Source organism: Gordonia sp. GN26, from assembly GCF_054823965.1.
Map to the genome: position 1 here is coordinate 220,518 of NZ_JSYC01000007.1, position 20,436 is coordinate 240,953.

General features: G+C 67.1%; 20 protein-coding genes and 2 tRNA genes. 5 read left to right on the forward strand and 17 right to left on the reverse strand.

Annotation, left to right across the window (positions count from 1 at the left end; translation table 11 throughout):
* Window positions 1-363 precede the first annotated feature (363 nt).
* From ndk to OK17_RS02550, 6 genes are all read right to left on the reverse strand, one after another.
* Window positions 364-780: a nucleoside-diphosphate kinase gene (ndk, locus tag OK17_RS02525; protein ID WP_232719070.1), complete on the reverse strand. Its 417-nt coding sequence runs from the start codon at window positions 778-780 to the stop codon at window positions 364-366.
* Window positions 781-818: 38 nt separating this feature from the next.
* Window positions 819-1,295, reverse strand: a complete 477-nt coding sequence (locus tag OK17_RS02530; RefSeq protein ID WP_232719072.1) for a hypothetical protein — start codon at window positions 1,293-1,295, stop codon at window positions 819-821.
* 206 nt (window positions 1,296-1,501) lie between these two features.
* Window positions 1,502-1,891 (reverse strand): DUF4233 domain-containing protein, encoded by a 390-nt coding sequence (locus OK17_RS02535; protein WP_232719074.1) that lies wholly within the window; start codon window positions 1,889-1,891, stop codon window positions 1,502-1,504.
* On the reverse strand, window positions 1,888-3,414 hold the full coding sequence (folC, locus tag OK17_RS02540; RefSeq protein ID WP_461416570.1) for a bifunctional tetrahydrofolate synthase/dihydrofolate synthase: 1,527 nt from the start codon (window positions 3,412-3,414) through the stop codon (window positions 1,888-1,890). Before folC ends, OK17_RS02535 begins: the two co-directional genes overlap by 4 nt.
* The gene (locus tag OK17_RS02545) at window positions 3,411-6,083 is read right to left on the reverse strand and encodes a valine--tRNA ligase (RefSeq protein ID WP_232719084.1); all 2,673 of its coding nucleotides are present in this window, start codon (window positions 6,081-6,083) and stop codon (window positions 3,411-3,413) included. Before OK17_RS02545 ends, folC begins: the two co-directional genes overlap by 4 nt.
* Window positions 6,084-6,134: 51 nt before the next feature.
* Window positions 6,135-7,001: an SDR family oxidoreductase gene (locus OK17_RS02550; RefSeq protein WP_308196023.1), complete on the reverse strand. Its 867-nt coding sequence runs from the start codon at window positions 6,999-7,001 to the stop codon at window positions 6,135-6,137.
* A 53-nt stretch (window positions 7,002-7,054) separates the two neighbouring features.
* Here OK17_RS02550 and OK17_RS02555 point away from each other — a divergent pair, with 53 nt between their 5' ends.
* Window positions 7,055-7,699: a TetR/AcrR family transcriptional regulator gene (locus OK17_RS02555; RefSeq protein ID WP_461416571.1), complete on the forward strand. Its 645-nt coding sequence runs from the start codon at window positions 7,055-7,057 to the stop codon at window positions 7,697-7,699.
* Between the two features lie 25 nt (window positions 7,700-7,724).
* On the opposite strand, the gene mobA is transcribed toward OK17_RS02555, so the two are convergent.
* Window positions 7,725-8,372 (reverse strand): molybdenum cofactor guanylyltransferase, encoded by a 648-nt coding sequence (gene mobA, locus OK17_RS02560; RefSeq protein ID WP_232719088.1) that lies wholly within the window; start codon window positions 8,370-8,372, stop codon window positions 7,725-7,727.
* A gap of 49 nt (window positions 8,373-8,421) precedes the next feature.
* Here mobA and OK17_RS02565 point away from each other — a divergent pair, with 49 nt between their 5' ends.
* The gene (locus OK17_RS02565; RefSeq protein ID WP_461416572.1) at window positions 8,422-10,728 is read left to right on the forward strand and encodes an FdhF/YdeP family oxidoreductase; all 2,307 of its coding nucleotides are present in this window, start codon (window positions 8,422-8,424) and stop codon (window positions 10,726-10,728) included.
* Between the two features lie 85 nt (window positions 10,729-10,813).
* Here the strand turns inward: OK17_RS02565 and clpX are convergent, their stop codons facing one another.
* The 5 genes from clpX to OK17_RS02590 form a co-directional block, all read right to left on the reverse strand.
* Window positions 10,814-12,094, reverse strand: coding sequence for an ATP-dependent Clp protease ATP-binding subunit ClpX (gene clpX / locus OK17_RS02570; protein ID WP_232719093.1), 1,281 nt, complete (start codon window positions 12,092-12,094; stop codon window positions 10,814-10,816).
* A 198-nt stretch (window positions 12,095-12,292) separates the two neighbouring features.
* The gene (locus OK17_RS02575) at window positions 12,293-12,991 is read right to left on the reverse strand and encodes an ATP-dependent Clp protease proteolytic subunit (RefSeq protein WP_461416573.1); all 699 of its coding nucleotides are present in this window, start codon (window positions 12,989-12,991) and stop codon (window positions 12,293-12,295) included.
* A gap of 55 nt (window positions 12,992-13,046) precedes the next feature.
* Window positions 13,047-13,646, reverse strand: coding sequence for an ATP-dependent Clp protease proteolytic subunit (locus OK17_RS02580; protein WP_006866776.1), 600 nt, complete (start codon window positions 13,644-13,646; stop codon window positions 13,047-13,049).
* Between the two features lie 257 nt (window positions 13,647-13,903).
* Window positions 13,904-15,265 (reverse strand): trigger factor, encoded by a 1,362-nt coding sequence (gene tig / locus OK17_RS02585; RefSeq protein ID WP_461416574.1) that lies wholly within the window; start codon window positions 15,263-15,265, stop codon window positions 13,904-13,906.
* Window positions 15,266-15,351: 86 nt separating this feature from the next.
* Window positions 15,352-15,425, reverse strand: a tRNA-Pro gene (locus tag OK17_RS02590).
* 198 nt (window positions 15,426-15,623) lie between these two features.
* Here OK17_RS02590 and OK17_RS02595 point away from each other — a divergent pair.
* A tRNA-Gly gene (locus OK17_RS02595) sits at window positions 15,624-15,697 on the forward strand.
* Window positions 15,698-15,811: 114 nt separating this feature from the next.
* Here OK17_RS02595 and OK17_RS02600 read toward each other — a convergent pair.
* Entirely contained in the window at window positions 15,812-16,081 is a 270-nt protein-coding gene (locus OK17_RS02600; RefSeq protein ID WP_232719095.1) for a hypothetical protein, read from the reverse strand.
* A gap of 211 nt (window positions 16,082-16,292) precedes the next feature.
* Here OK17_RS02600 and OK17_RS02605 point away from each other — a divergent pair, with 211 nt between their 5' ends.
* Entirely contained in the window at window positions 16,293-16,478 is a 186-nt protein-coding gene (locus OK17_RS02605; RefSeq protein ID WP_232719096.1) for a hypothetical protein, read from the forward strand.
* Between the two features lie 289 nt (window positions 16,479-16,767).
* On the forward strand, window positions 16,768-17,466 hold the full coding sequence (locus OK17_RS02610) for a L,D-transpeptidase (protein ID WP_232719097.1): 699 nt from the start codon (window positions 16,768-16,770) through the stop codon (window positions 17,464-17,466).
* 101 nt (window positions 17,467-17,567) lie between these two features.
* Here OK17_RS02610 and OK17_RS02615 read toward each other — a convergent pair whose 3' ends face one another.
* From OK17_RS02615 to OK17_RS02630, 4 genes are all read right to left on the reverse strand, one after another.
* Window positions 17,568-18,530 carry a PE-PPE domain-containing protein gene (locus OK17_RS02615; RefSeq protein ID WP_232719098.1) on the reverse strand — a complete coding sequence of 321 codons (963 nt, stop codon included), beginning with the start codon at window positions 18,528-18,530 and terminating at the stop codon, window positions 17,568-17,570.
* Window positions 18,531-18,613: 83 nt separating this feature from the next.
* Window positions 18,614-19,051, reverse strand: coding sequence for a cupin domain-containing protein (locus OK17_RS02620; protein WP_232719099.1), 438 nt, complete (start codon window positions 19,049-19,051; stop codon window positions 18,614-18,616).
* A gap of 94 nt (window positions 19,052-19,145) precedes the next feature.
* On the reverse strand, window positions 19,146-19,949 hold the full coding sequence (locus tag OK17_RS02625; RefSeq protein ID WP_461416575.1) for an Fpg/Nei family DNA glycosylase: 804 nt from the start codon (window positions 19,947-19,949) through the stop codon (window positions 19,146-19,148).
* A gap of 3 nt (window positions 19,950-19,952) precedes the next feature.
* Window positions 19,953-20,432: a ribose-5-phosphate isomerase gene (locus tag OK17_RS02630; RefSeq protein ID WP_039880516.1), complete on the reverse strand. Its 480-nt coding sequence runs from the start codon at window positions 20,430-20,432 to the stop codon at window positions 19,953-19,955.
* Between the last annotated feature and the right edge of the window lie 4 nt (window positions 20,433-20,436).

Here is a 20,436-nt window from a genome sequence, read left to right on the forward strand (position 1 = left end):
ACGTATGGCCGGTGTTGTGTGGTCTGCGCGTCATCACGCTGAGCCGTGTCGGTTCAGCAGAGAACGCTCTTGCTGTGTCGATGACCGCATCCCGGGCGCCTTCCACGACACCGGGCACAGGGCGAAGCCTGAGTGTTCGGCTGCTGGCAGCAGCACGAACCTCGGCGGGGTCAGCTGTGGTTGTGGGCGTCGCGGTGCGAGGTTGCCGCACCGCGACGCGCCGAACCAAGGCGCGTCATCCGGCCATCGTCGACAAAGTGTGTCGGCGATAACCCTGCAAGTATCCCACACGGGGGTCGGATGACCGCAAAGTATGCGCGTTTGACACGCGCGTCGAACCGAGTCGGACCGAGGTGACCCCGGTCAGCCTGCGAGTTCGGGGAACCAGATGCTGATCTCACGCTCGGCCGATTCCGGCGAGTCCGAGCCGTGGACCAGGTTGTACTGCGTGTTCAGGGCGAAATCGCCGCGGATGGTGCCGGGCACCGCCTTCTCCACGGGATCGGTGCCGCCGGCGATCTGACGGAAGGCCGCGATGGCGCGCGGACCCTCCAGGACGGCGGCGACCAGTGGGCCGGAGGTGATGAACTCCAGCAGCGAGCCGAAGAAGGGCTTGTCCGCGTGTTCGGCGTAGTGGCCGCGGGCCACCTCGTCGCTTGCGGTCTTGAGTTCGAGAGCGACGAGGGTGAGGCCCTTGCGCTCGATACGGCTGATGATGTCGCCGACGAGCGAGCGTTCGACGCCGTCCGGCTTGATGAGTACGAGAGTGCGTTCAGTCACGACTCACACCTTATCGACCGGCCGGCGGATTCCGACGGTCAGGAGCAGTACTCACCGGCCACGGGGAAGAACCCGTAGTTGAACAGGCTGCCGGAGCGCGCCTGCGGGTCGACGACGATCTGGAGACATCCCCCGGGCGAGGCGAGCGCGCCGGCGAGAGCGAGGTCGAATTGTTGCGCCAGAGCGAGATTCGCCGGACGGTACTGGGCGGGCACCGGCATGGTCGCGATGGCCTCGGGTGCCTTCATCCCGGCTGCGCGCTTGGTGATGTCGTGGGTCGCGACGTAGCTGAACTCGCCCTGCGAGACGGGGACGGGCGCTCCTGCCTCGGGCACCGCGAACGCCTCGAGCGCCGGGGGCGTCTGCTCGGGAGCGGGTTCCGCCGAGGCGACGGCGGGGGCGCTCAGAGCGAACGCGGCCGCCCCGAACAGCGCCGTTCCGGCCATACGGCCGAGGCGGGCGGAGGTGCGGGGGCGATCGATACCGGCGGGGGTCCGGGAAAACAGGAACTGCACGTACGTCCTCACGTTGGGTGTCGCTGCGATTGCGAGTCGCGATGAAAAGAAAGCCACGCGGGAACCAGTCCGCTCCCCCACGGCTTGCGCCATTGTTGCAGCAACTCCCACAGTCCGCCGGGGTTCGCCGATAACGGTCCGGCCACAGGTCTTGCGATCACCAAACCACTGCCGGGACAGCGTTGACCACCCAGGTGAGAGGCGTGTCAGTCGATCGGTTCCTGCCCGGGGAGCATGCCCAGTTCGACGCGCTTCTCCACATCCCGCTTGATGTAGACGATGTAGAGCCACACCGACCCGAAGACCACACCGACCGCAGCGATCGACCAGTGGAAGACGCCACCGACGATCACCGCCACCTGGAGTGCGAGGTCGAGCTTGAGTGCGTACGGGCGGCCCTGCATCCCGGCGGCCACGATCATCGCCAGTACGAGCAGGGCCAGGTATCCGCCGGACAACCAGGTCAGGCCGCCGCCGAGTCGCCAGACGATCGGGAACGCCAGGATGACGACGATGACCTCGAGGATCATCGTCCCCGCCATCACCCCGCGCAGGCCCTTCCACGGGTCGTTGGCGGGTGGGGTGTACCGGGTCATGACGGTTCCTTACCGAACAGGGTGCGTGCGGCACCGGCGGTCACGACCGAGCCGGTGATCACGACGCCCGCACCCGAGACTCGTTGGCCCTCGGCTTCCTCCGCGAGGGCGATGGCTTCTTCCACGGCGTCGGGCAGGAAGGGCTGCACGACAACCCGTTCCTCGCCGAACACCTCGGTCGCGTACTCCGCGAGCGTCTCGGCGTCGAGCGCACGTGGTGAGCCGTTGTTGGTGACGACGACGGCGTCGAGCACCGGCTCGAGCGCCTCGAGCAGTCCCCTCGCGTCCTTGTCACCGAGTACACCGATGACGCCGATGAGGCGCCGGAAGTCGAACTCCTCGGCCAGCGCCTGGGCCAGCGCGTTCGCGCCGTGCGGATTGTGCGCGGCGTCGGCGAACACCGTCGGTGCGCTGCGGAGCCGTTCGAGCCGGCCGGGATTGCCGACCGTGGCGAACCCCCTCCGGATCGCGTCGATGTCGAGCTGACGGTCCGGGCCGGCACCGAAGAAGGCCTCGACCGCGGCGAGTGCCAGGGACGCGTTGGCGGCCTGATGAGCACCGTGCAGCGGCAGGAACACCTCGTCGTAGACGCCGCCGAGCCCCTGGATGGTGAGCATCTGACCGCCGACGGCGGTGGCCGAGCCGAGGACCGCGAACTCCGAACCCTGACGGGCCACGACGGTCCCCGCATCGACCGCTGCACGCAGCAGCACGTCCATGACCTCGGGGTTCTGCTCGGCGATGATCGTGACCGGATCGACGGCGCCGAGGGTGGCGGGCTCACCGGCCTTGATGATCCCGGCCTTCTCCCCCGCGATGGCCGACAGCGTGTCGCCGAGATAGTCGGCGTGGTCCATGGCGATGGGCGTGATGACCGAGACGATGCCGTCGATGACGTTGGTGGCGTCCCAGCGCCCACCCATGCCGGTCTCGACCACGGCCACGTCGACCGGCGCCTCGGCGAAGACCGCGTAGGCCATCGCGGTCAGCACCTCGAACTTGCTCATCCGCGGCCCACCGGCCGCGGTCGAGCTGTCGTCGACCATCGTGATGTACGGCTCGAGCTCGCGGTAGGTGTCGATGTAGGTTCGCGCACGAATCGGCTTGCCGTCCACCGAGATCCGCTCGGTGACCCGCTGGAGGTGCGGGCTCGTGATGCGCCCGGTCCGCCGATGCAGCGCGGTCATCAGCGCATCGATCATCCGCGTCACCGACGTCTTGCCGTTGGTGCCCGCGATGTGGATCGCCGGATAACTGTGCTGCGGTGAGCCGAGCAGGTCCATCAACGCCGCGATACGCGTCAGCGACGGCTCGATCCTGGTCTCGGGCCAGCGGGTGTCGAGTTCGGTCTCGACCTCGGCGAGTTCGGCGAGATCGTCGGCGCTGTCGTGGACGGTCAGCGGCGGACGGTCGTGCTCGGCGTCCGCCGCCCGTTCCTCAGCGTCGAGCAGTTCCGACAGTCCCAACGGATCCTCGCCGACGACGGCGGGATCCTCCTCGGGGAAGCCGGTCTCGTCGCTCACGCGCCGCCGGCCAGACTCGCCAGCTTCGCATTCAGGCGCTCGACCTCTTCGGTCGCGATCCGCTGGCGGTTCCGGATCTTGCTGACCACCTGGTCGGGGGCCTTGGACAGGAACTGCTCGTTGCCGAGCTTGGCCGAGGTGGTCGCCAGCTCCTTCTCGGCGACCGCGAGGTCCTTGGTGAGGCGCTTCCGCTCGGCCTCGACGTCCACCGTCCCCGATGTGTCGATCGCGACGGTGACGGTCCCGACGGACAGCCGGACCTCGATGGTCGCGGTCGCGGTGAAGCCGGGTCCGGCGGGATCGAGACGCGCCAACGACTGCACATAGGGCAGCAGCGGCTCGATGCCCGACTCACCCAGTCCGTCGAACTGTGCGGCCACCCGCTGACCGGGACGCAGTCCCTGGTCGCTACGGAAGCGACGCACCTCGGTGATGAGGCGCTGCAGGTCGGCGATACGGGCCGCCGAATCGGACGACCAGTCCTGCCCCGACGGGGTCGGCCACTCCGCGATGACCAGCGACTCGCCCCCGGTGAGCGTCTTCCACAGCACCTCGGTGACGAACGGCATCACCGGCGACAGCGCGCGCAGCAGCGGCTCGAGGACCGCACCGAGCACGATGGAGGTTGTCTCCAAACGCTTCTCGTCGTTCTCGGCGAACTGGACCTTGGCGAGCTCGAGGTACCAGTCGCAGACCTCGTCCCAGGCGAAGTGGTAGAGCGACTCACAGGCCTTGGAGAACTCGTAGGACTCGAATCCGGCGTCGACCTCGGCGAGCACCTCGTCGAGACGCCGGAGAATCCAGCGGTCGGCGTCGGTCAGGGCGTCCGCCGCCGGCAGCTCGGCGACCTTGGCGCCGTTCATCAGCGCGAACTTGGTCGCGTTGTACAGCTTGGTCGCGAAGTTGCGCGACGACTGGGCGTGGTCCTCGCCCACGGAGATGTCGGCGCCCGGGTTGGCGCCGCGGGCCAGCGTGAAGCGCAGCGCGTCGGCGCCGAAGCGCTCCACCCAGTCGAGCGGGTCGATGCCGTTGCCCTTCGACTTCGACATCTTGCGGCCGTGCTCGTCACGGACCAGGCCATGTAGGAACAGGTTGTGGAACGGGACCTCGTTGCCCGGACCCAGATCCTTGCCGACATAGGTGCCGAACATCATCATCCGCGCCACCCAGAAGAACAGGATGTCGTAACCGGTGACGAGAACCGAAGTGGGATAGAACTTCTCGAGGTCGACGGTCTTCTCCGGCCAGCCCATGGTGGAGAACGGCCACAGACCCGAGGAGAACCAGGTGTCGAGGACGTCGGTCTCCTGGACGTAACCCTCCGGCGCCTCCTCGTCGGGTCCGACGCAGACGACCTCGCCGTCCGGGCCGTACCAGATCGGGATGCGGTGACCCCACCACAACTGACGCGAGATGCACCAGTCGTGCATGTCGTCGACCCAGCCGAACCAGCGCGGCTCCATCGACTTCGGATGGATCACGGTCGACCCGTCGCGGACGGCGTCGCCGGCGGCCTGGGCCAGCGACGAGACGTCGACCCACCACTGCATCGACAGTCGCGGTTCGATCGGCTCACCGGTGCGCTCCGAATGCCCGACGCTGTGCAGGTACGGACGCACCTCCTTGACGATGCGCCCCTGCTCGGCGAGGGCCTCACGCACCTTGACGCGCGCCTCGAAACGGTCCATGCCGTCGAATTGCGTTCCGGTGTCGGCGATCCGAGCAGACTCGTCCATGATCGTCGGCATCGGTAGGTTGTGCCGCTGCCCCAGTGCGAAGTCGTTGGGATCGTGGGCCGGGGTGATCTTGACCGCGCCGCTGCCGAATTCGGGGTCGACGTAGTCGTCGGCGACGATCGGGATGTTCCGATCGAGGAACGGGTGCGGCAGTTCGGTGCCGATCAGGTGCTTGTACCGCTCGTCGTCGGGGTGCACGGCGATCGCGGTGTCGCCGAGCATCGTCTCCAGACGCGTCGTGGCGACGACGATGTGGGGTTCGGAGTCGTCGAGCGAGCCGTAACGGAAGCTGACGAGTTCGCCCTCGACGTCGGCGTAGCTGACCTCGATGTCGCTGACCGCGGTCTTGAGCACCGGCGACCAGTTGACCAGGCGCTCGGCCTGGTAGATCAGCCCGTCGTCGAACATCTTCTTGAAGACGGTGTGCACCGCGCGCGACAGACCCTCGTCCATCGTGAAGCGTTCGCGCGACCAGTCGACACTGTCGCCGAGACGACGCATCTGTTCGCCGATGTTGCCACCGATCTCGGCCTTCTCCGCCCAGACGCGCTCGATGAAGGCCTCGCGACCGAGGTCGTCGCGGGTCTTCCCCTCGGTGGCCAGCTTGCGCTCGACCATCGTCTGCATGGCGATCGCAGCGTGGTCCATGCCGGGCAGCCACAGCACCTCGTAGCCTTGCATCCGGCGGCGACGCGACAACGCGTCCATCAGCACGTGCTCGTAGGCGTGACCCATGTGCAACGACCCGTTGACGTTGGGCGGCGGGATCACGATCGAGAACGGGGGCTTGTCACTCGTCGCGTCGGCGGTGAAGTAGCCGGCATCGACCCAGCCCTGGTAGAGCGTCGCCTCGTGCTGGGCGGGGTCCCAGGATTTCGGCAACTCGTTCTCGGGCAGCGCGGATGTCGGGTCGAGTGATGTCACGGCCGCCATTCTATGTTTCCGCCGGGTGTGACCTCGCCCCGGTCCTCACTCGTGCACGGTTCACGCACTCTCGGCCGCAAGTGCCGGACCGAGGAGGAGTCCGCCGTCGATCACGTACTCCGCCCCGGTGACGAACGACGCCTCCGCCGACGCGAGGAACAGCAGGAGCCGGGTCACGTCGGTCGGCTCACCGAGCCGCGGAACGGCGTACGGCTCGGGCGAGTAGAAATCGGCGATCGCCGCCGTGGCGCCGACCGCGGGTTCGCTGATGAACGGGGTTGCGATCACCCCGGGGTGGATGGTGTTGACGCGGATGTGGTCGCGACCCAGTTCGAGAGCTGCGGTCCGCGTCAGACCTCGTACGGCCCACTTGCTGGCGACATAGGGCGCGTAGAACGCGGTGCCACCCATACCCATCGTCGACGCGACGTTGACGATGGCACCGCCTCCCGCGCGTCGCAACGCGGGTGCGACCGTCTTGACACCGAGGAACGTCCCGGTGAGGTTGGTGCGCAGGATCCGCGACCAGGTGACCTCGTCCGTGTCCTCGATCAACGCCGGCGGATTCTGTACACCTGCGTTGTTCACGAGCACGTTCACGGCCCCGAAGGCGTCCTCGGCGGTGGCGACCGCCGACGACCACGAGTTCTCGTCTGTGACGTCGAGGCGGACGAAGCGAGCGCGGGACCCGAGCTCGTCGGCGATGGCGGTACCGCGCCCGGCGTCGGTGCCCCCGATGATGACGTTCGCCCCCTCCGCGTGGAAGGCGCGGACGTGGCTCGATCCCTGCCCACCGGTCCCCCCGGTCACGAGCACGGTCTGGTCGTCGAAGCGGTGCATGAGGTGGTCCTCCGGTGGCGAGATGGGCGACCGGGAGCATCGGGTGATGGTCGGGGTCCGTGGTGAGCCGATCGACTCACCACTCACGCTAGGCCCCTTCGCATGGTGAGTCAAGCCACTCACCTCGTATGCTCTTGGCCATGGGCAGAGCCGTGTCGACCTACCACCAGCGCATCGCACAGGAAAAGCGCTCGGTGATCCTGGAGGCCGCGACGGCCCTTTTCCTGGAGCTCGGCTACGACCGGACCTCGCTCGCGCGGATCGCCGAACACTCAGGCGTGTCGCGGGCGACCCTGTTCAAGAAATTCCCCAGCAAGGCAGCTCTTTTCGACGCCATGGTCACCGAGTCGTGGTCGGTCGACGACGAGGAGACCGCTCCCCCGGCAGGCGACGTCGCCCACGGGTTGGGCGTCCTCGGTCACCGCTACGCCGCACTGCTGTGCCGTCCCCGGATGACGGACCTGTTCCGGATCGTCATCGCCGAACTGCCCCGGTTCCCCGAACTGGCCGACGCGCAGTTCGCACGCGGGAAGATGCCCTACTTCGAATCCGTGCGCACCTACCTCGTGGCCGAGCACGAGGCGGGCACGGTGCAGATAGACGACGTGGAGCTGGCGGCCACCCAGTTCCTGGGGATGATCTCCAACTACGTCTTCTGGCCGACACTCCTGGTGCCGGGCTGGGAGGTCGGAGCCGAACGCGTCGCAGAAGTGGTCGACGAGGCCGTCCGCACCGCCGTCGCCCGGTATTCGACGGCCGGGTCGCCGACGCCCACCGGCGACTGACCTCGTCGATCAGCCCCGCCTCCGATCAGCCCGCCGTCACCCGCAACCGGTGCAGGTCCTCGGGCGCATTCACGTTCACGAGCCACTCGGGGTCGGACACGCCCACGCGGTGGGTGTTGAGTGCCTCGATCGCGCCGAGCATCCGACGCTCGCCGCCGGCCACCAGATCGGCGATCACCGGACCGGCGTCGGTCCGGTAGATCCCGGCCATCGGGTGGTCGCGCTGCGCGTCACGGGCGATCACCGCCTGGGCGGAGCCGGTGAGTCCCAGTCGCAGTTCGTCGATGAGTTCGGGCGCGATGAGCGGCATGTCGGTGGCGCACACGAAAGCGAGGTCGGCGCCGTCGGCCGCGGCCTTGGCCAGTCCCGCGACCAGCCCGCCCAGCGGGCCGGCCCCCTCCTGTTCGTCGGTCACCCAGTGCACCTTGGACCGGTCGATGCCGGGCGCCGCGCGGTGCCGGATGTCGTCGATGCCACGGAAGGCCGCCGACGTCTCACCGGCCACGACGAGCACCGGATCGCACCGTTGCGCGACGACCCGGACGACGCGGGCGAGCATCGGCTCCCCGTCCCAGTCCAGTGCCGCCTTGTCGCTTCCCATGCGCCGCGACCGTCCGCCGGCCAGCACGATCGCCGCGAGTTTCGAACCGTCTGATCCCGTGTCTTGAGTCACGAGACCCAGTGTGCGTGATCCAGGGCGGCGGCGAGGCAAGATGGACATCATGAGCCGTACCCCCGAGGGCGCCCCCCGCGTCGACGAGCCCACCGATGTCCATCGCAAGCATGTGAAGACCTGGGCCGCCGGTGTCCCCGCGGTGGCCGTGGCGCTCAAGCGCGGGCTCGAACAGATGGGCCCGGTACGCACCGCGCAGACGCTCCTCAAACTCAACCAGCGCGACGGCTTCGACTGCCCCGGCTGCGCCTGGCCGGAGACCCCCGGACACCGTAAGCACGCCGAGTTCTGTGAGAACGGCGCGAAGGCCGTCGCGGAGGAGGCCACCAAGCGCTCGGTGACCCCTGAGTTCTTCGCCGCGCACAGCGTCGAGGATCTCGCCGGCCGCAGCGGCTACTGGCTCTCCCAGCAGGGCCGACTGGCGCACCCGATGTATCTCGCCCCGGATGAGACCCACTACCGCCCGGTGAGCTGGGACGAGGCCAACCGCATCATCGCCGACGAGTTCGCCGCGATGTCCTCCCCCGACGAGGCCGTCTTCTACACCTCCGGGCGGACCAGTAACGAGGCCGCCTTCGTCTACCAGCTGTTCGCGCGCAGCCTCGGGACCAACAACCTCCCCGACTGCTCCAACATGTGCCACGAGTCGTCGGGCGCCGCGCTCGGGACGTCCATCGGCATCGGCAAGGGGTCGGTGACCGTTCCGGACCTCGAGGCCGCCGACCTCATCCTCATCGCCGGACAGAATCCCGGAACCAACCACCCCAGGATGTTGGCCACGCTCGAGAAGGCCAAGAGCAACGGGGCGCGGATCGTCGCGATCAACCCGCTGCCCGAGGCGGGCCTGATGCGGTTCAAGGACCCGCAGAAGGTCGGTGGCGTCATCGGTGAGGGAACCAAGCTCGCCGACGACTTCCTCCAGGTGCGCCTCGGCTCCGACATGGCTCTGTTCCGGGGTGTCGCCCGACTGCTGCGCGACGCCGAGCAGGCGAACCCCGGCACCGTCTTCGACCACGAGTTCCTCTCCGAGTCGTGCGCCGGTACCGAGGACTACCTCGCACTGCTCGACGACGTCGACATCGACGAGGTCGCCGCCATCACCGGTCTGACGAGAGCCCAGATCATCGATCTCGCCGACGCCGTGCGGACCTCGCAGCGCATCGTGCTGTGTTGGGCGATGGGACTCACCCAGCACCGCCACGCGGTCGCGACGATCGCCGAAGGCACCAACGTGTTGTTGCTGCGCGGCATGATCGGCAGGGTCGGGGCCGGGTTGTGCCCAGTGCGAGGACATTCCAACGTCCAGGGCGACCGCACGATGGGCATCTTCGAGAAGATGCCCGAATCCTTCCTCGCCGCACTGGATGCCGAGTTCGGGATCGTCAGTCCACGCAAGCACGGGTACGACACCGTCGCCGCGATCAACGCCATGGCCGCGGGCAAGGTGCGGGTGTTCATGGGGATGGGCGGCAACTTCGTCTCCGCCACCCCCGACACCGAGGCCACCGCCGACGCGCTGCGCCGTTGCGCCCTGACCGTGCAGGTGTCGACCAAGCTCAACGAGTCGCACACCGTGACCGGTCGCGCGGCGCTCATCCTGCCCACCCTCGGCCGGACCGACCGGGACGTCATCGACGGTGTCGCCCAACGTGTCTCGGTCGAGGACTCGATGTCGGTGGTGCACCTGTCCCGGGGCTCACTGCCGCCGGTGTCGCCCGACCTGCGCAGCGAGGTCGCCATCGTCTGCGACCTCGCCACCGCTGCGCTAGGCGCCGATCACCCGGTGCCGTGGCAGGAACTCAAGGGAAACTACGACACGATCCGCGACCGCATCGAGCGGGTGATCCCGGGGTTCGAGGACTTCAACATCCGCGTCCGGCGCAGCGACGGCTTCGTGTTACCGAACCCGCCGCGTGACAACCGGTCGTTCGACACCCCGAACGCCAAGGCCAACTTCGCGGTGCACCCGCTCGAGTGGGTGCACATCCCGGAGGGCCGCCTCATCCTGCAGACGCTGCGCAGCCACGATCAGTACAACACCACCGTCTACGGTCATGACGATCGCTATCGCGGGATCAAGGGCAACCGGCATGTGGTGATGGTCAGCCCCGCGGACATCTCCGCACTCGGGCTGCACGACGGCCAGCGGGTGGACATCGTGTCGGAGTTCGAGGGCGAGAACGGACTCGAGGAGCGTCGCGTGCGCGGCTTCGAGATCGTCGCCTACGACACCCCGCCGGGCAACGCGGCCGCCTACTACCCGGAGACCAACCCGCTGGTGCCGTTGGGTGCGGTGGCGAAGGAATCCAACACCCCGGTGTCCAAGGCGGTGGTCATCCGCCTCGAACCGGCCTGACCCGCCGGGCCACGGGCCATCCGACAACAAGAATCCCCGCCCAATGATCCGGGCGGGGATTCTTGTTGTCTACGAACCGTTTACGTCAGGCGGTCTTGTCGCGGCGCTCGTCGTTCGACGCCTTGCGCGGGACGATGGTCGGCAACACGTTGTCGCGCACCGTCTCACCGGTGACGACGACCTTCTCGACGTCGTCTCGGCTCGGGATGTCGTACATGACCGGCAGCAGGACCTCTTCCATGATGGCGCGCAGACCACGAGCACCGGTGCCACGATGGATCGCCTGGTCGGCGACCGCCTCGAGGGCGTCCTGGGTGAACTCGAGTTCGACGTTGTCCATCTCGAACAGGCGGGTGTACTGCTTCACCAGTGCGTTCTTCGGCTCCGACAGGATGCTCACCAGCGAGGCCTTGTCGAGGTTGGTGACCGAGGCGACGACCGGCAGACGGCCGATGAACTCGGGGATCAGCCCGAACTTGATCAGGTCCTCCGGCATGACATCGGCGAACTGATCGGAGGTGTCGACCTCGTCCTTGCTCGCCACTTCGTTGCCGAATCCCAAGCCGCGCTTGCCGATTCGCTCGGACACGATCTTCTCGAGACCCGCGAACGCACCAGCGACGATGAACAGCACGTTGGTGGTGTCGATCTGGATGAACTCCTGATGCGGATGCTTGCGCCCACCCTGCGGCGGCACCGACGCCTGCGTGCCCTCGAGGATCTTCAGCAGCGCCTGCTGCACACCCTCACCGGACACGTCACGGGTGATCGACGGGTTCTCGCTCTTGCGGGCGATCTTGTCGACCTCGTCGATGTAGATGATCCCGGTCTCGGCACGCTTGACGTCGTAGTCGGCGGCCTGGATCAGCTTCAGCAGGATGTTCTCGACATCTTCACCGACGTAGCCGGCCTCGGTGAGCGCGGTGGCGTCGGCGATGGCGAACGGCACGTTCAGCATCTTGGCCAGCGTCTGCGCGAGGTACGTCTTGCCACAACCGGTCGGGCCGAGCATGAGGATGTTCGACTTCATCAGCTCGACGGTCTCACCCGTGCGGGAGTCCTTCTTCTCCCCCGCCTGGATGCGCTTGTAGTGGTTGTAGACGGCCACCGCGAGCGTGCGCTTGGCGGTGTCCTGACCGATGACGTACTTCTCGAGGAAGTCGCGGATCTCCGCGGGCTTCGGGAGTTCGTCGAGTTTCACGTCGCCGTTCTCGGCGAGCTCCTCCTCGATGATCTCGTTGCACAGGTCGATGCACTCATCGCAGATGTACACGCCGGGGCCGGCGATGAGCTTCTTCACCTGCTTCTGACTCTTCCCGCAGAAAGAGCACTTGAGCAGGTCGCCGCCGTCTCCGATTCGTGCCATCTCGCGTAGTACCTACTTCCTCGTTGCCGGACTGTCGTCGTGGTCCGTCGCGTCGCACGCAGCCGGGCACGGATGATCTGACGACCTCCGAATGCCCAGTAACCCGACGGTACCCGCGCACCGCTCGAACTTCGACCGATAAGGCCAAATGTCGCGACAGAAAATCCCCGCGACTTCTGTACTGGTTGTGGGTTGTCCCTAGGACTTCTTCATCGACTTCTTGCGGTATTCGAAGACCTCGTCGACGATGCCGTATTCCTTGGCAGCCGCGGCGGTCAGGATGTTGTCGCGATCGGTGTCCTTGCGGATCTTCGCCTTGTCCTGGCCGGTGTGGCTGGCCAGGATCTCGTCGAGCCGGTCGCGGATGCGCTCGATCTCGGCGGCCTGGATCTCGAGGTCGGAGACCTGACCCTGGTAGGCGCCACCGGTGCGCGGCTGGTGGATCAGGACGGTCGCGTTCGGCAGGGCCGCACGCTTGCCCGGGGTTCCGCCGGCGAGCAGGATCGCCGCGGCCGAGGCCGCCTCACCCAGGCACACCGTCACGATGTCGCAGTGGACGTACTGCATCGTGTCGTAGATGGCGAGCATGTCGGGAACGCTGCCGCCGGGCGAGTTGATGTACATGGTGATGTCGCGATCGGGGTCCTGCGACTCGAGGACGAGAAGCTGGGCCATCACGTCGTTCGACACGACCTGGTCGATCGGGGTGCCGACGAAGACGATGCGCTCCTCGAACAGCTTGGCGTACGGGTCGTACTGGCGCTGACCGTTCGGGGTGTGCTCGATGAACGACGGCAGGATGTAGCGCGCCTCGATGTTCTTGAGCGCCAACGCCGACGACGGGATACCGGCGGCGACCTCGGCGGGCACGCCGTCCAGGGAAAGGGAGTTGGTCATCTGTTGCTCCAATGAGTAGGTGTGGCTCGGAGGTGGCGGGATGCTCGGGACCGGGTCACTGCCCCGGACGCGAGATCACCTTGTCGACGAAGCCGTACTCCTTGGCCTCCTCAGCGGTGAACCACTTGTCGCGATCCGCGTCGGCCTCGATCTTCTCGAGCGGCTGACCACTGAACTCGGCGTTGAGCCGGTTCATCTCCTTCTTGGTGAGCGCGAACTGCTCGGCCTGGATGGCGATGTCGGCGGCCGTACCGCCGATACCCGCGGACGGCTGGTGCATCATGATCCGCGCGTGCGGCAGGGCATGACGCTTGCCCTTGGCGCCGGCCGCGAGGAGGAACTGACCCATCGATGCCGCCATGCCCATCGCGTAGGTGGCGACGTCGCACTGGGCGAGCTGCATGGTGTCGAAGATGGCCATGCCCGCGGTGACCGAGCCACCGGGCGAGTTGATGTAGAGGTGGATGTCCTTGGTGGGGTCCTCGGCGGCGAGCAGCAGGATCTGCGCGCACAGCCGGTTGGCGATGTCGTCGTCGACCTGGGTGCCCAGGAAGATGATGCGTTCGCGCAGCAGACGCTCGAACACCGAATCGGTCAGGTTCAACCCAGCCACACCCGAACTCATCGAGGGTGTGTGGATGGTCGGCTCACTCACAGGTTCCTACCTTTGCCTTGTTGTCATGACCTGTGCGCGCCGTCGCCGGCGTCGCACACGTTCTCTGTCTGATGACGTCCTCTCCGACACTAACCAATCCACACCCACCGGCACTCCCGAGGACACGTCTATTCGCTGAGAGCAGAACGGGTCATCACAGTGAACGGCGAATGCAGACCGGTGCACCCGACGCCGATCGCCGGCCCCCGCGAACGGGGACCGGCGATCGGTGATGCGTGGTGAGGTTCCGGGTGGACTCAGTTGTCGGCGTCGGCCGCCTCGTCGGACTCGGCCTCGTCGTTGCTGCCGAAGAACTCGGAGGTGTCGACGGTCGCACCCTTGGTGTCGGTGACGGTGAACTCGCCGACGATGCCGGCCAGCGACTTGCCGCGACGGACGTCGGCGTAGACCGCGCCGACCTGGTTCGCCTGGGTCAGCTGCTGGATGAACTCCTGCGGCTGCATGCCGTAGCGCTGCGCGGTGAAGATGATCTGCTGGGTCAGCTCGTCCTGGCTGACCTCGGTCTCCTGCTGATCGGCGATCGCATCGAGGAGCAGCTGCTGCTTGACCGACTTCTCGGCCTCCTCGCGGGCCTCGGCGTCCCACTCCTCGCGGGTCTTGCCCTGCGCCTCGAGGAACTTCGCGACCTGCTCGTCGTCGTGACCGAGAGCGTGGATGATCTGGTGCTGCTGACCCTCGATCTCCTCGGCGACGACCTTCTCCGGCAGCGGGACCTCGACGGTCTCGATCAGCTTCTCGAGCACGGCGTCGCGGATCTTGTTGGCCTGCTCGAGCTTCGCCGACTGCTCGACGCGCTCGGCCAGGCTCGCACGCAGCTCCTCGACGGTGTCGAACTCGCTGGCCATCTGCGCGAAGTCGTCGTCGACCTCGGGGAGCTCGCGCTCCTTCACCGACTGCACGGTGACCTTCACCAGAGCCTCTTCGCCGGCGTGGTCACCGGCGACGAGCTTGGTGGTGAACTCCTTGCTCTCGCCGGCCTTCAGGCCGATGAGGGCGTCGTCGAGTCCGTCGATGAGCTGGCCGGAGCCGACCTCGTGGGACAGACCCTCGGTGGTGGCCTCCTCGACGGCCTCGCCGTCGACGGTGGCCTCGAGGTCGATCGACACGAAGTCACCGTTCTCGATGCCGCGCTCGACACCCTTGAGGGTGCCGAAGCGGGCGCGCAGGCCCTCGAGCTGCTCGTCGACCGCGGCGTCGTCGATCTCGATGGCGTCGACCTCGACCGCGAGGGTCGAGTAGTCGGGCAGGGTGATCTCCGGGCGGACGTCGACCTCGGCGGTGAAGGTGACGGACTCGCCGTACTTCAGCTCCGACAGGTCGATCTCCGGCTGGCCGATGGCCTTGGTCTCGGTCTCGGCGATGGCCTCCGAGTACTTGGCGGGGATGGCGTCGTTGACGACCTGCGCCAGGACCGAGTCGCGACCGACACGGGCCTCGATCAGCTTGGCGGGCGCCTTGCCCGGGCGGAAGCCGGGGATCCGGATCTGCTGGGCCAGCGACTTGTACGCCCGGTCGAAGTCTGCGGACAGCTCCTCGAACGGGACCTCGACATTGAGCTTCACTCGGGTCGGGGTCAGTTGCTCGACAGTGCTCTTCACGCCTACTGCTCCTTATATCTGGGGTGGTGATGAAAGTTCGGTTTCGGGTGGTGTGCCCCCGTGACCCACACGGTCACATCGACAAGTCGGGATGACAGGATTTGAACCTGCGACCCTCCGCTCCCAAAGCGGATGCGCTACCAAGCTGCGCCACATCCCGCGGTCCTCAGGTCGCGGTGGAGGCCTCACGGCCGACCGCACATCAGGGCCAACAGAAGATAGTACGTGGCGCCGGTTGCGCCGCGACCAACGGGTGCCGGACGCACCGCCACCCCACCCGATTTAGAAATACGGCGCGCTGCCATGTACAGTCACTCATCGCACGCGGCGAACTCCGGTTCCCGGTGATCGCGAGCACGCGGGTGTAGCTCAATGGTAGAGCCCTAGTCTTCCAAACTAGCTACGCGGGTTCGATTCCCGTCACCCGCTCCACCACACCCCTCGACCCGGTCGAGGACACGATCCGACCCTGGTCCGTCGAAAGACGAACGGACCAGGGTCGTTTCGTTTCTCTGGGCGGTCGGCGGCCTCAGGCCACGGTCGACCTCAGAATTCCCAGAAGGGGAAGCCCTCCCCGAACTCGTAGAAGTCAAACGGGTAGTCGTAGAACGGCGGGAGCTCCGGCAGAGGCGGTGTCTCCGGCGTGTCTTTCACCGCGCCGTTCTCCCCCGGGCCCGTCGAGATGACGGGTGGCGGACATGGAGCGGTCTGCCCGTTGGCGATGGGCATCGTGCATGGTGTGTCGGCGCTCGCGAGTGCCGCGCCACCGAAAAGCCCGGCGGTGGCGGTGGCGACAGCGAACGTCAAGGTGGTCAAGGGTCGGTTCATTGCTCTCGGTCTTCCATTCGCAGACGTCAGCACCCCCCTCCGCGCGGAAATGTCTCCCGACCTGCGTGCACTCTCGTGCACGCGCCCTGTCCTTCCCGGGTGCCGACCTCCAGATTGCTCCGGCCGACGACGTTGTTTGCGGTGTTCGCGAAGCCGCAACCCAGCTGTGACACACGACACACTCGCGTAAGCTGAGGGCATGTCATCCACACATACGAAAACCCAGCGAAAGTGTCAGACCTGCGGCGCACCGCTGTACATACGCAGGGACATCACCGAATCCGAGACCGGACTCGAGCGCGTCGACATCATGCTCGTCTGCCGGGACGAGGCGTGCACGCAGCCGGTGCGGCATCTGCGCACAGAGCACCCGCAACCCGTCTGAGTCCCGGCGCCCCAGTGGGACAACCGATCCTGTTGACACCACCGCGACAGGGACGATGATGCACGCCGATGAGATGATCGGCGGAGTCCGCCATCGGTCTGTGACGACCATCACTCGAGTTGCGGTCACGGCGCTCACCACTGGTTTTTGCCAGCTCGCACGTCCCGTTTGCGATCGCGGCGCCGGCGGGGCCGCCGCATTCCTTGGCCGTTAGACAACGGTTGTGTAACGATGGATTCGCGCTTTCAGATGTACAGCGCGAGATACTCATCGAACGAAGGTACGACTAGTGCAGACCAACAATGTGCCGACCTCGCGGTCTCGCCGACGCTCCACTCGGCGCCTCAGCGGGATCGTCGTCGGCGTCCTGGCCATGGCTCTCGCCCTCCCCGGCGTTGCGAACGCTGCACCCGTCACCGTGATCCCCGGCCTTCCGCCGGTCGAGATCCCCGTGATCCCCGGCCTGCCGACGCCGCCGGCGCCGAGCACCCCGAAGGCCCCGGAGCCGCCGTCGAGCAGCACCACCCCGGAGAAGCCCGCCGGTCCGGCGATCCCGAACGTGAAGACCCCGACCGGGTACATCGCCCTGGCCGACGACAAGACCCACACCATCACGTGGTGGAAGAACGGTGAGGTCGTCAAGTCCATGCCGATCTCGATGGGTTCGGACAAGCACCCGACCCCGAACGGTGTCTACTACACCAAGGAGAAGTACCGCGACATGTACATGGATTCGTCCACGTACGGTGTGCCGGTCGACTCCGCCGAGGGCTACCGCACCTACGTCGAGTACGCGACCCGCATGTCGTGGGACGGCATCTTCATCCATGCGGCACCGTGGTCCGTCGCGCAGCAGGGCAACAGCAATGTGAGCCACGGCTGCATCAACGTCACCACCGAGTTCGGCAAGTGGGTCTACGACAACGTCCCGCGTGGAACCCCGATCGTCGTCCGCAACACCATCGGCGGCCAGTACAACGGCAACTGACCCCCGTCACATCCGACCTCGAAGGCCGGTCACCGCCACGGTGGCCGGTCTTCGTCGTCGGTGTGGGACTCGAGTCGCGACGTCACGACTCGTGCGACTCGTCACGCAGCGCGGATGTGATCCGCGGAAACGGCCGCGAACGTCGCCTGCACCTGCAGCCAGCCCGCGATCACCTGGCACCCGGTCGAGGCGGGATCGGTGACAGATGCGCGTCGATAAGGCTCGTGCCCGTACGAGGTGTGGCGTCCGCCCGGCGAATTCGCCCACGCGATACCGAGGAACCGCATCATCGACGGCAGATAGCAACGGATCTCCCACCAGGCCGATGCGAGTCGTCGGATGTCCCGTCGCCACTGTGACGGCCGCACTGCTGTGCGGCGGGCGTTCTGGAAGGCATTGCGGCGCAGCACCTCGAATGCGCTGCGTCCCCAACGGCCCATCGCGGCGAAGGTCATCGCCCGGGTGAGGTCGGCGATGTCACGGACCAGGGAATCGGCGCGTGCGTTGCAGATCATGTCGTCGGGTGCGCCCACCCACATCACGGGCAGGCCGGAAGGCAGCTGTTCACCGGGACCCGCGACACCCCAACCGTCGCATCCGGGTACGGCGCCCGGCGGCTGGTGCGGGTCCGCGACGAGTCCGACGCCGAGCACTCGGTCGACAACCGGATGACGGCGCGCCCCCAGTTCGGCGAGCGCCGCCCGGATCACCACGGCGCCTTGCGAATACCCCAGCAATGCGACCGATCCCGTGGCCTGTTCGAGCAGCTCGGACAATCGCCGGGCACCGATCGCCACACTGTCGACGAAGCTCATGCCACCGGGATGGGGCGCCGGGCCGTAACTCGCCGGATAGGCGACCCAGCGGCAGGAGAACCGATCGTCGAGTTCGTCGGTCACGCCTGCGAGAAGACCGGTCACCTCGGTCCGGACATCACCCGGGTACGACTCCCCGGTTCCGCCGACCACGAAAACGGTGATCTCCGGCTGCTGGATCTTCCCGAGTTGTTCGACATCGCCGAGGGCGTCGTCGCGGGTCCGCTCGTCGCTGTACACCTCATCCATCGTGACGACCGCACATGTGAACGGACGTCAGACGACGCTGTGGGTTCGCTGAGATCCTCCGGGGGCCTCGCGACCGACGGAGGTCAGAAGGTGGCGCCGGGCGGCGGCTTGGCGACGTAGTCCGCGGTCTCGATGATCGCGATGAAGAAACCACTCCCCTCGATCACGTTCGCGCTGTGACTCAGGCCGGCCGGGATGTAGATGCTCGCCGGCGCTTCCACCACATACGACTCGTCACCCAGCGTGATCTCGTAGACCAGGTGGTCGAGCGAGAGGAGGATGTTGATCTCGGGGCAGTCGTGCACGTGGGGCTCGCAGTAGTCCCGGGTCGCGGCCGAGACGGCTCGCATCTCGTGGGCGACGACGCGCTTCTCGGCCTCGGGGAACAGATCGCCGCCGGCGAGGACGCGTCGGGTGATCGGCGCATCCGAAGCACCGTGGAACGGCACGTCCTTCAGTGGCGACACCTCACCGCGCGAGATCAGGCCGGCATGGACACGGGATTCCTCGACGATCGACACGCTTACCCCCAGAGATTCGACGCGGATGCCGTACATCCCGAACTCCCGCGATGCTACTGAGGTTCGCCTATCCATACATCTTTTGAGGGGAGCATCACGTCTGGCACACCGGACACCAGTAGAGCTTGCGGGCCTCGAGTTCGGCGAGCAGGACCGGAGTACCGCAGATGCGACACGGATCCCCTGCCCGGCGGTAGACGTAGGTCCGCGGACGATTCGCCGCATACGCCGGCGCCCCGTGGTCGTCCTCGGGCCGGATCACGTGGATCCGGCCGCGGCGAACGCCCACCTTCATCAGCGCCACCAGATCGGTCCACATCTCGTCGAATTCGCCTCGGAGAAGGCGCTTCCCCGAGCGCATGGGATCGATACCGGCACGGAAGAGGACCTCGGCACGGTAGACGTTCCCGATCCCCGCGATGACCTTCTGGTCCATCAGCAGTGCGCCGATCGGCCGCGACGAGCGGGATATCGCCGCCCAGGCGCGGTCCGGGTCGGCGTCGCGTCGCAGAGGGTCGGGACCCAGACGGGCGATCAGCGCGTCGAGATCGGCAGGGTGGTAGATCTCACACGCCGTCGGCCCGCGCAGGTCGGTGCCGGTGTCCTCGGTCTCGATACGCAGCCGGACCTGACCGACCGGCTCCGGCAGCGGCGCCGTCAACTCGGTGAAGGCGCCGTACAGGCCGAGGTGGATGTGCACCATCCGCTCGGTCCGACCGTCGCGATAGCGATGGAGCAGATGTTTGCCCCACGCCTCCGCGGCGTGGAAGGTCATCCCGTCCACGGCGGCCGCACCGTCGGCGAACCGCCCCTGGGGGCTGGTCACCCGGACCGGCCGGCCACCGAAGAGTCGCTGTTGCCGGCGGGCGAGCCGGTGCAGCGTATGACCCTCGGGCACCGATCAGGCCGGCGGCTGCGGGACCTCGGGGGCAACGCCGGTGCGCTCGTACTCGGCGAGGATGTCGATGCGGCGCTGGTGGCGAGCCTCATCCGACCACTCGGTGGCCAGGAAGGCGTCGACGATGGCGAGGGCTTCCTCGGTGGAGTGCATGCGCCCGCCGATGCCGATCAGCTGTGCGTTGTTGTGCTGACGTGCGAGCTGGGCGGTCTCGACGCTCCAGGCCAGGGCGCAGCGGGCGCCGGGCACCTTGTTCGCGGCGATCTGCTCGCCGTTGCCGCTGCCGCCGAGCACGATGCCCAGGCTGCCGGGGTCTGCGACGGTCCGGGCCGCGGCGTCGATGCAGAAGGCCGGGTAGTCGTCGAGGGCGTCGTAGACGTGGGCGCCACAGTCCACCACCTCGTGTCCGTTCGCTGTCAGATGGTCGGCGATCTGGTTCTTGAGTTCGAATCCGGCATGGTCGGCACCGAGATAGACACGCATGGCG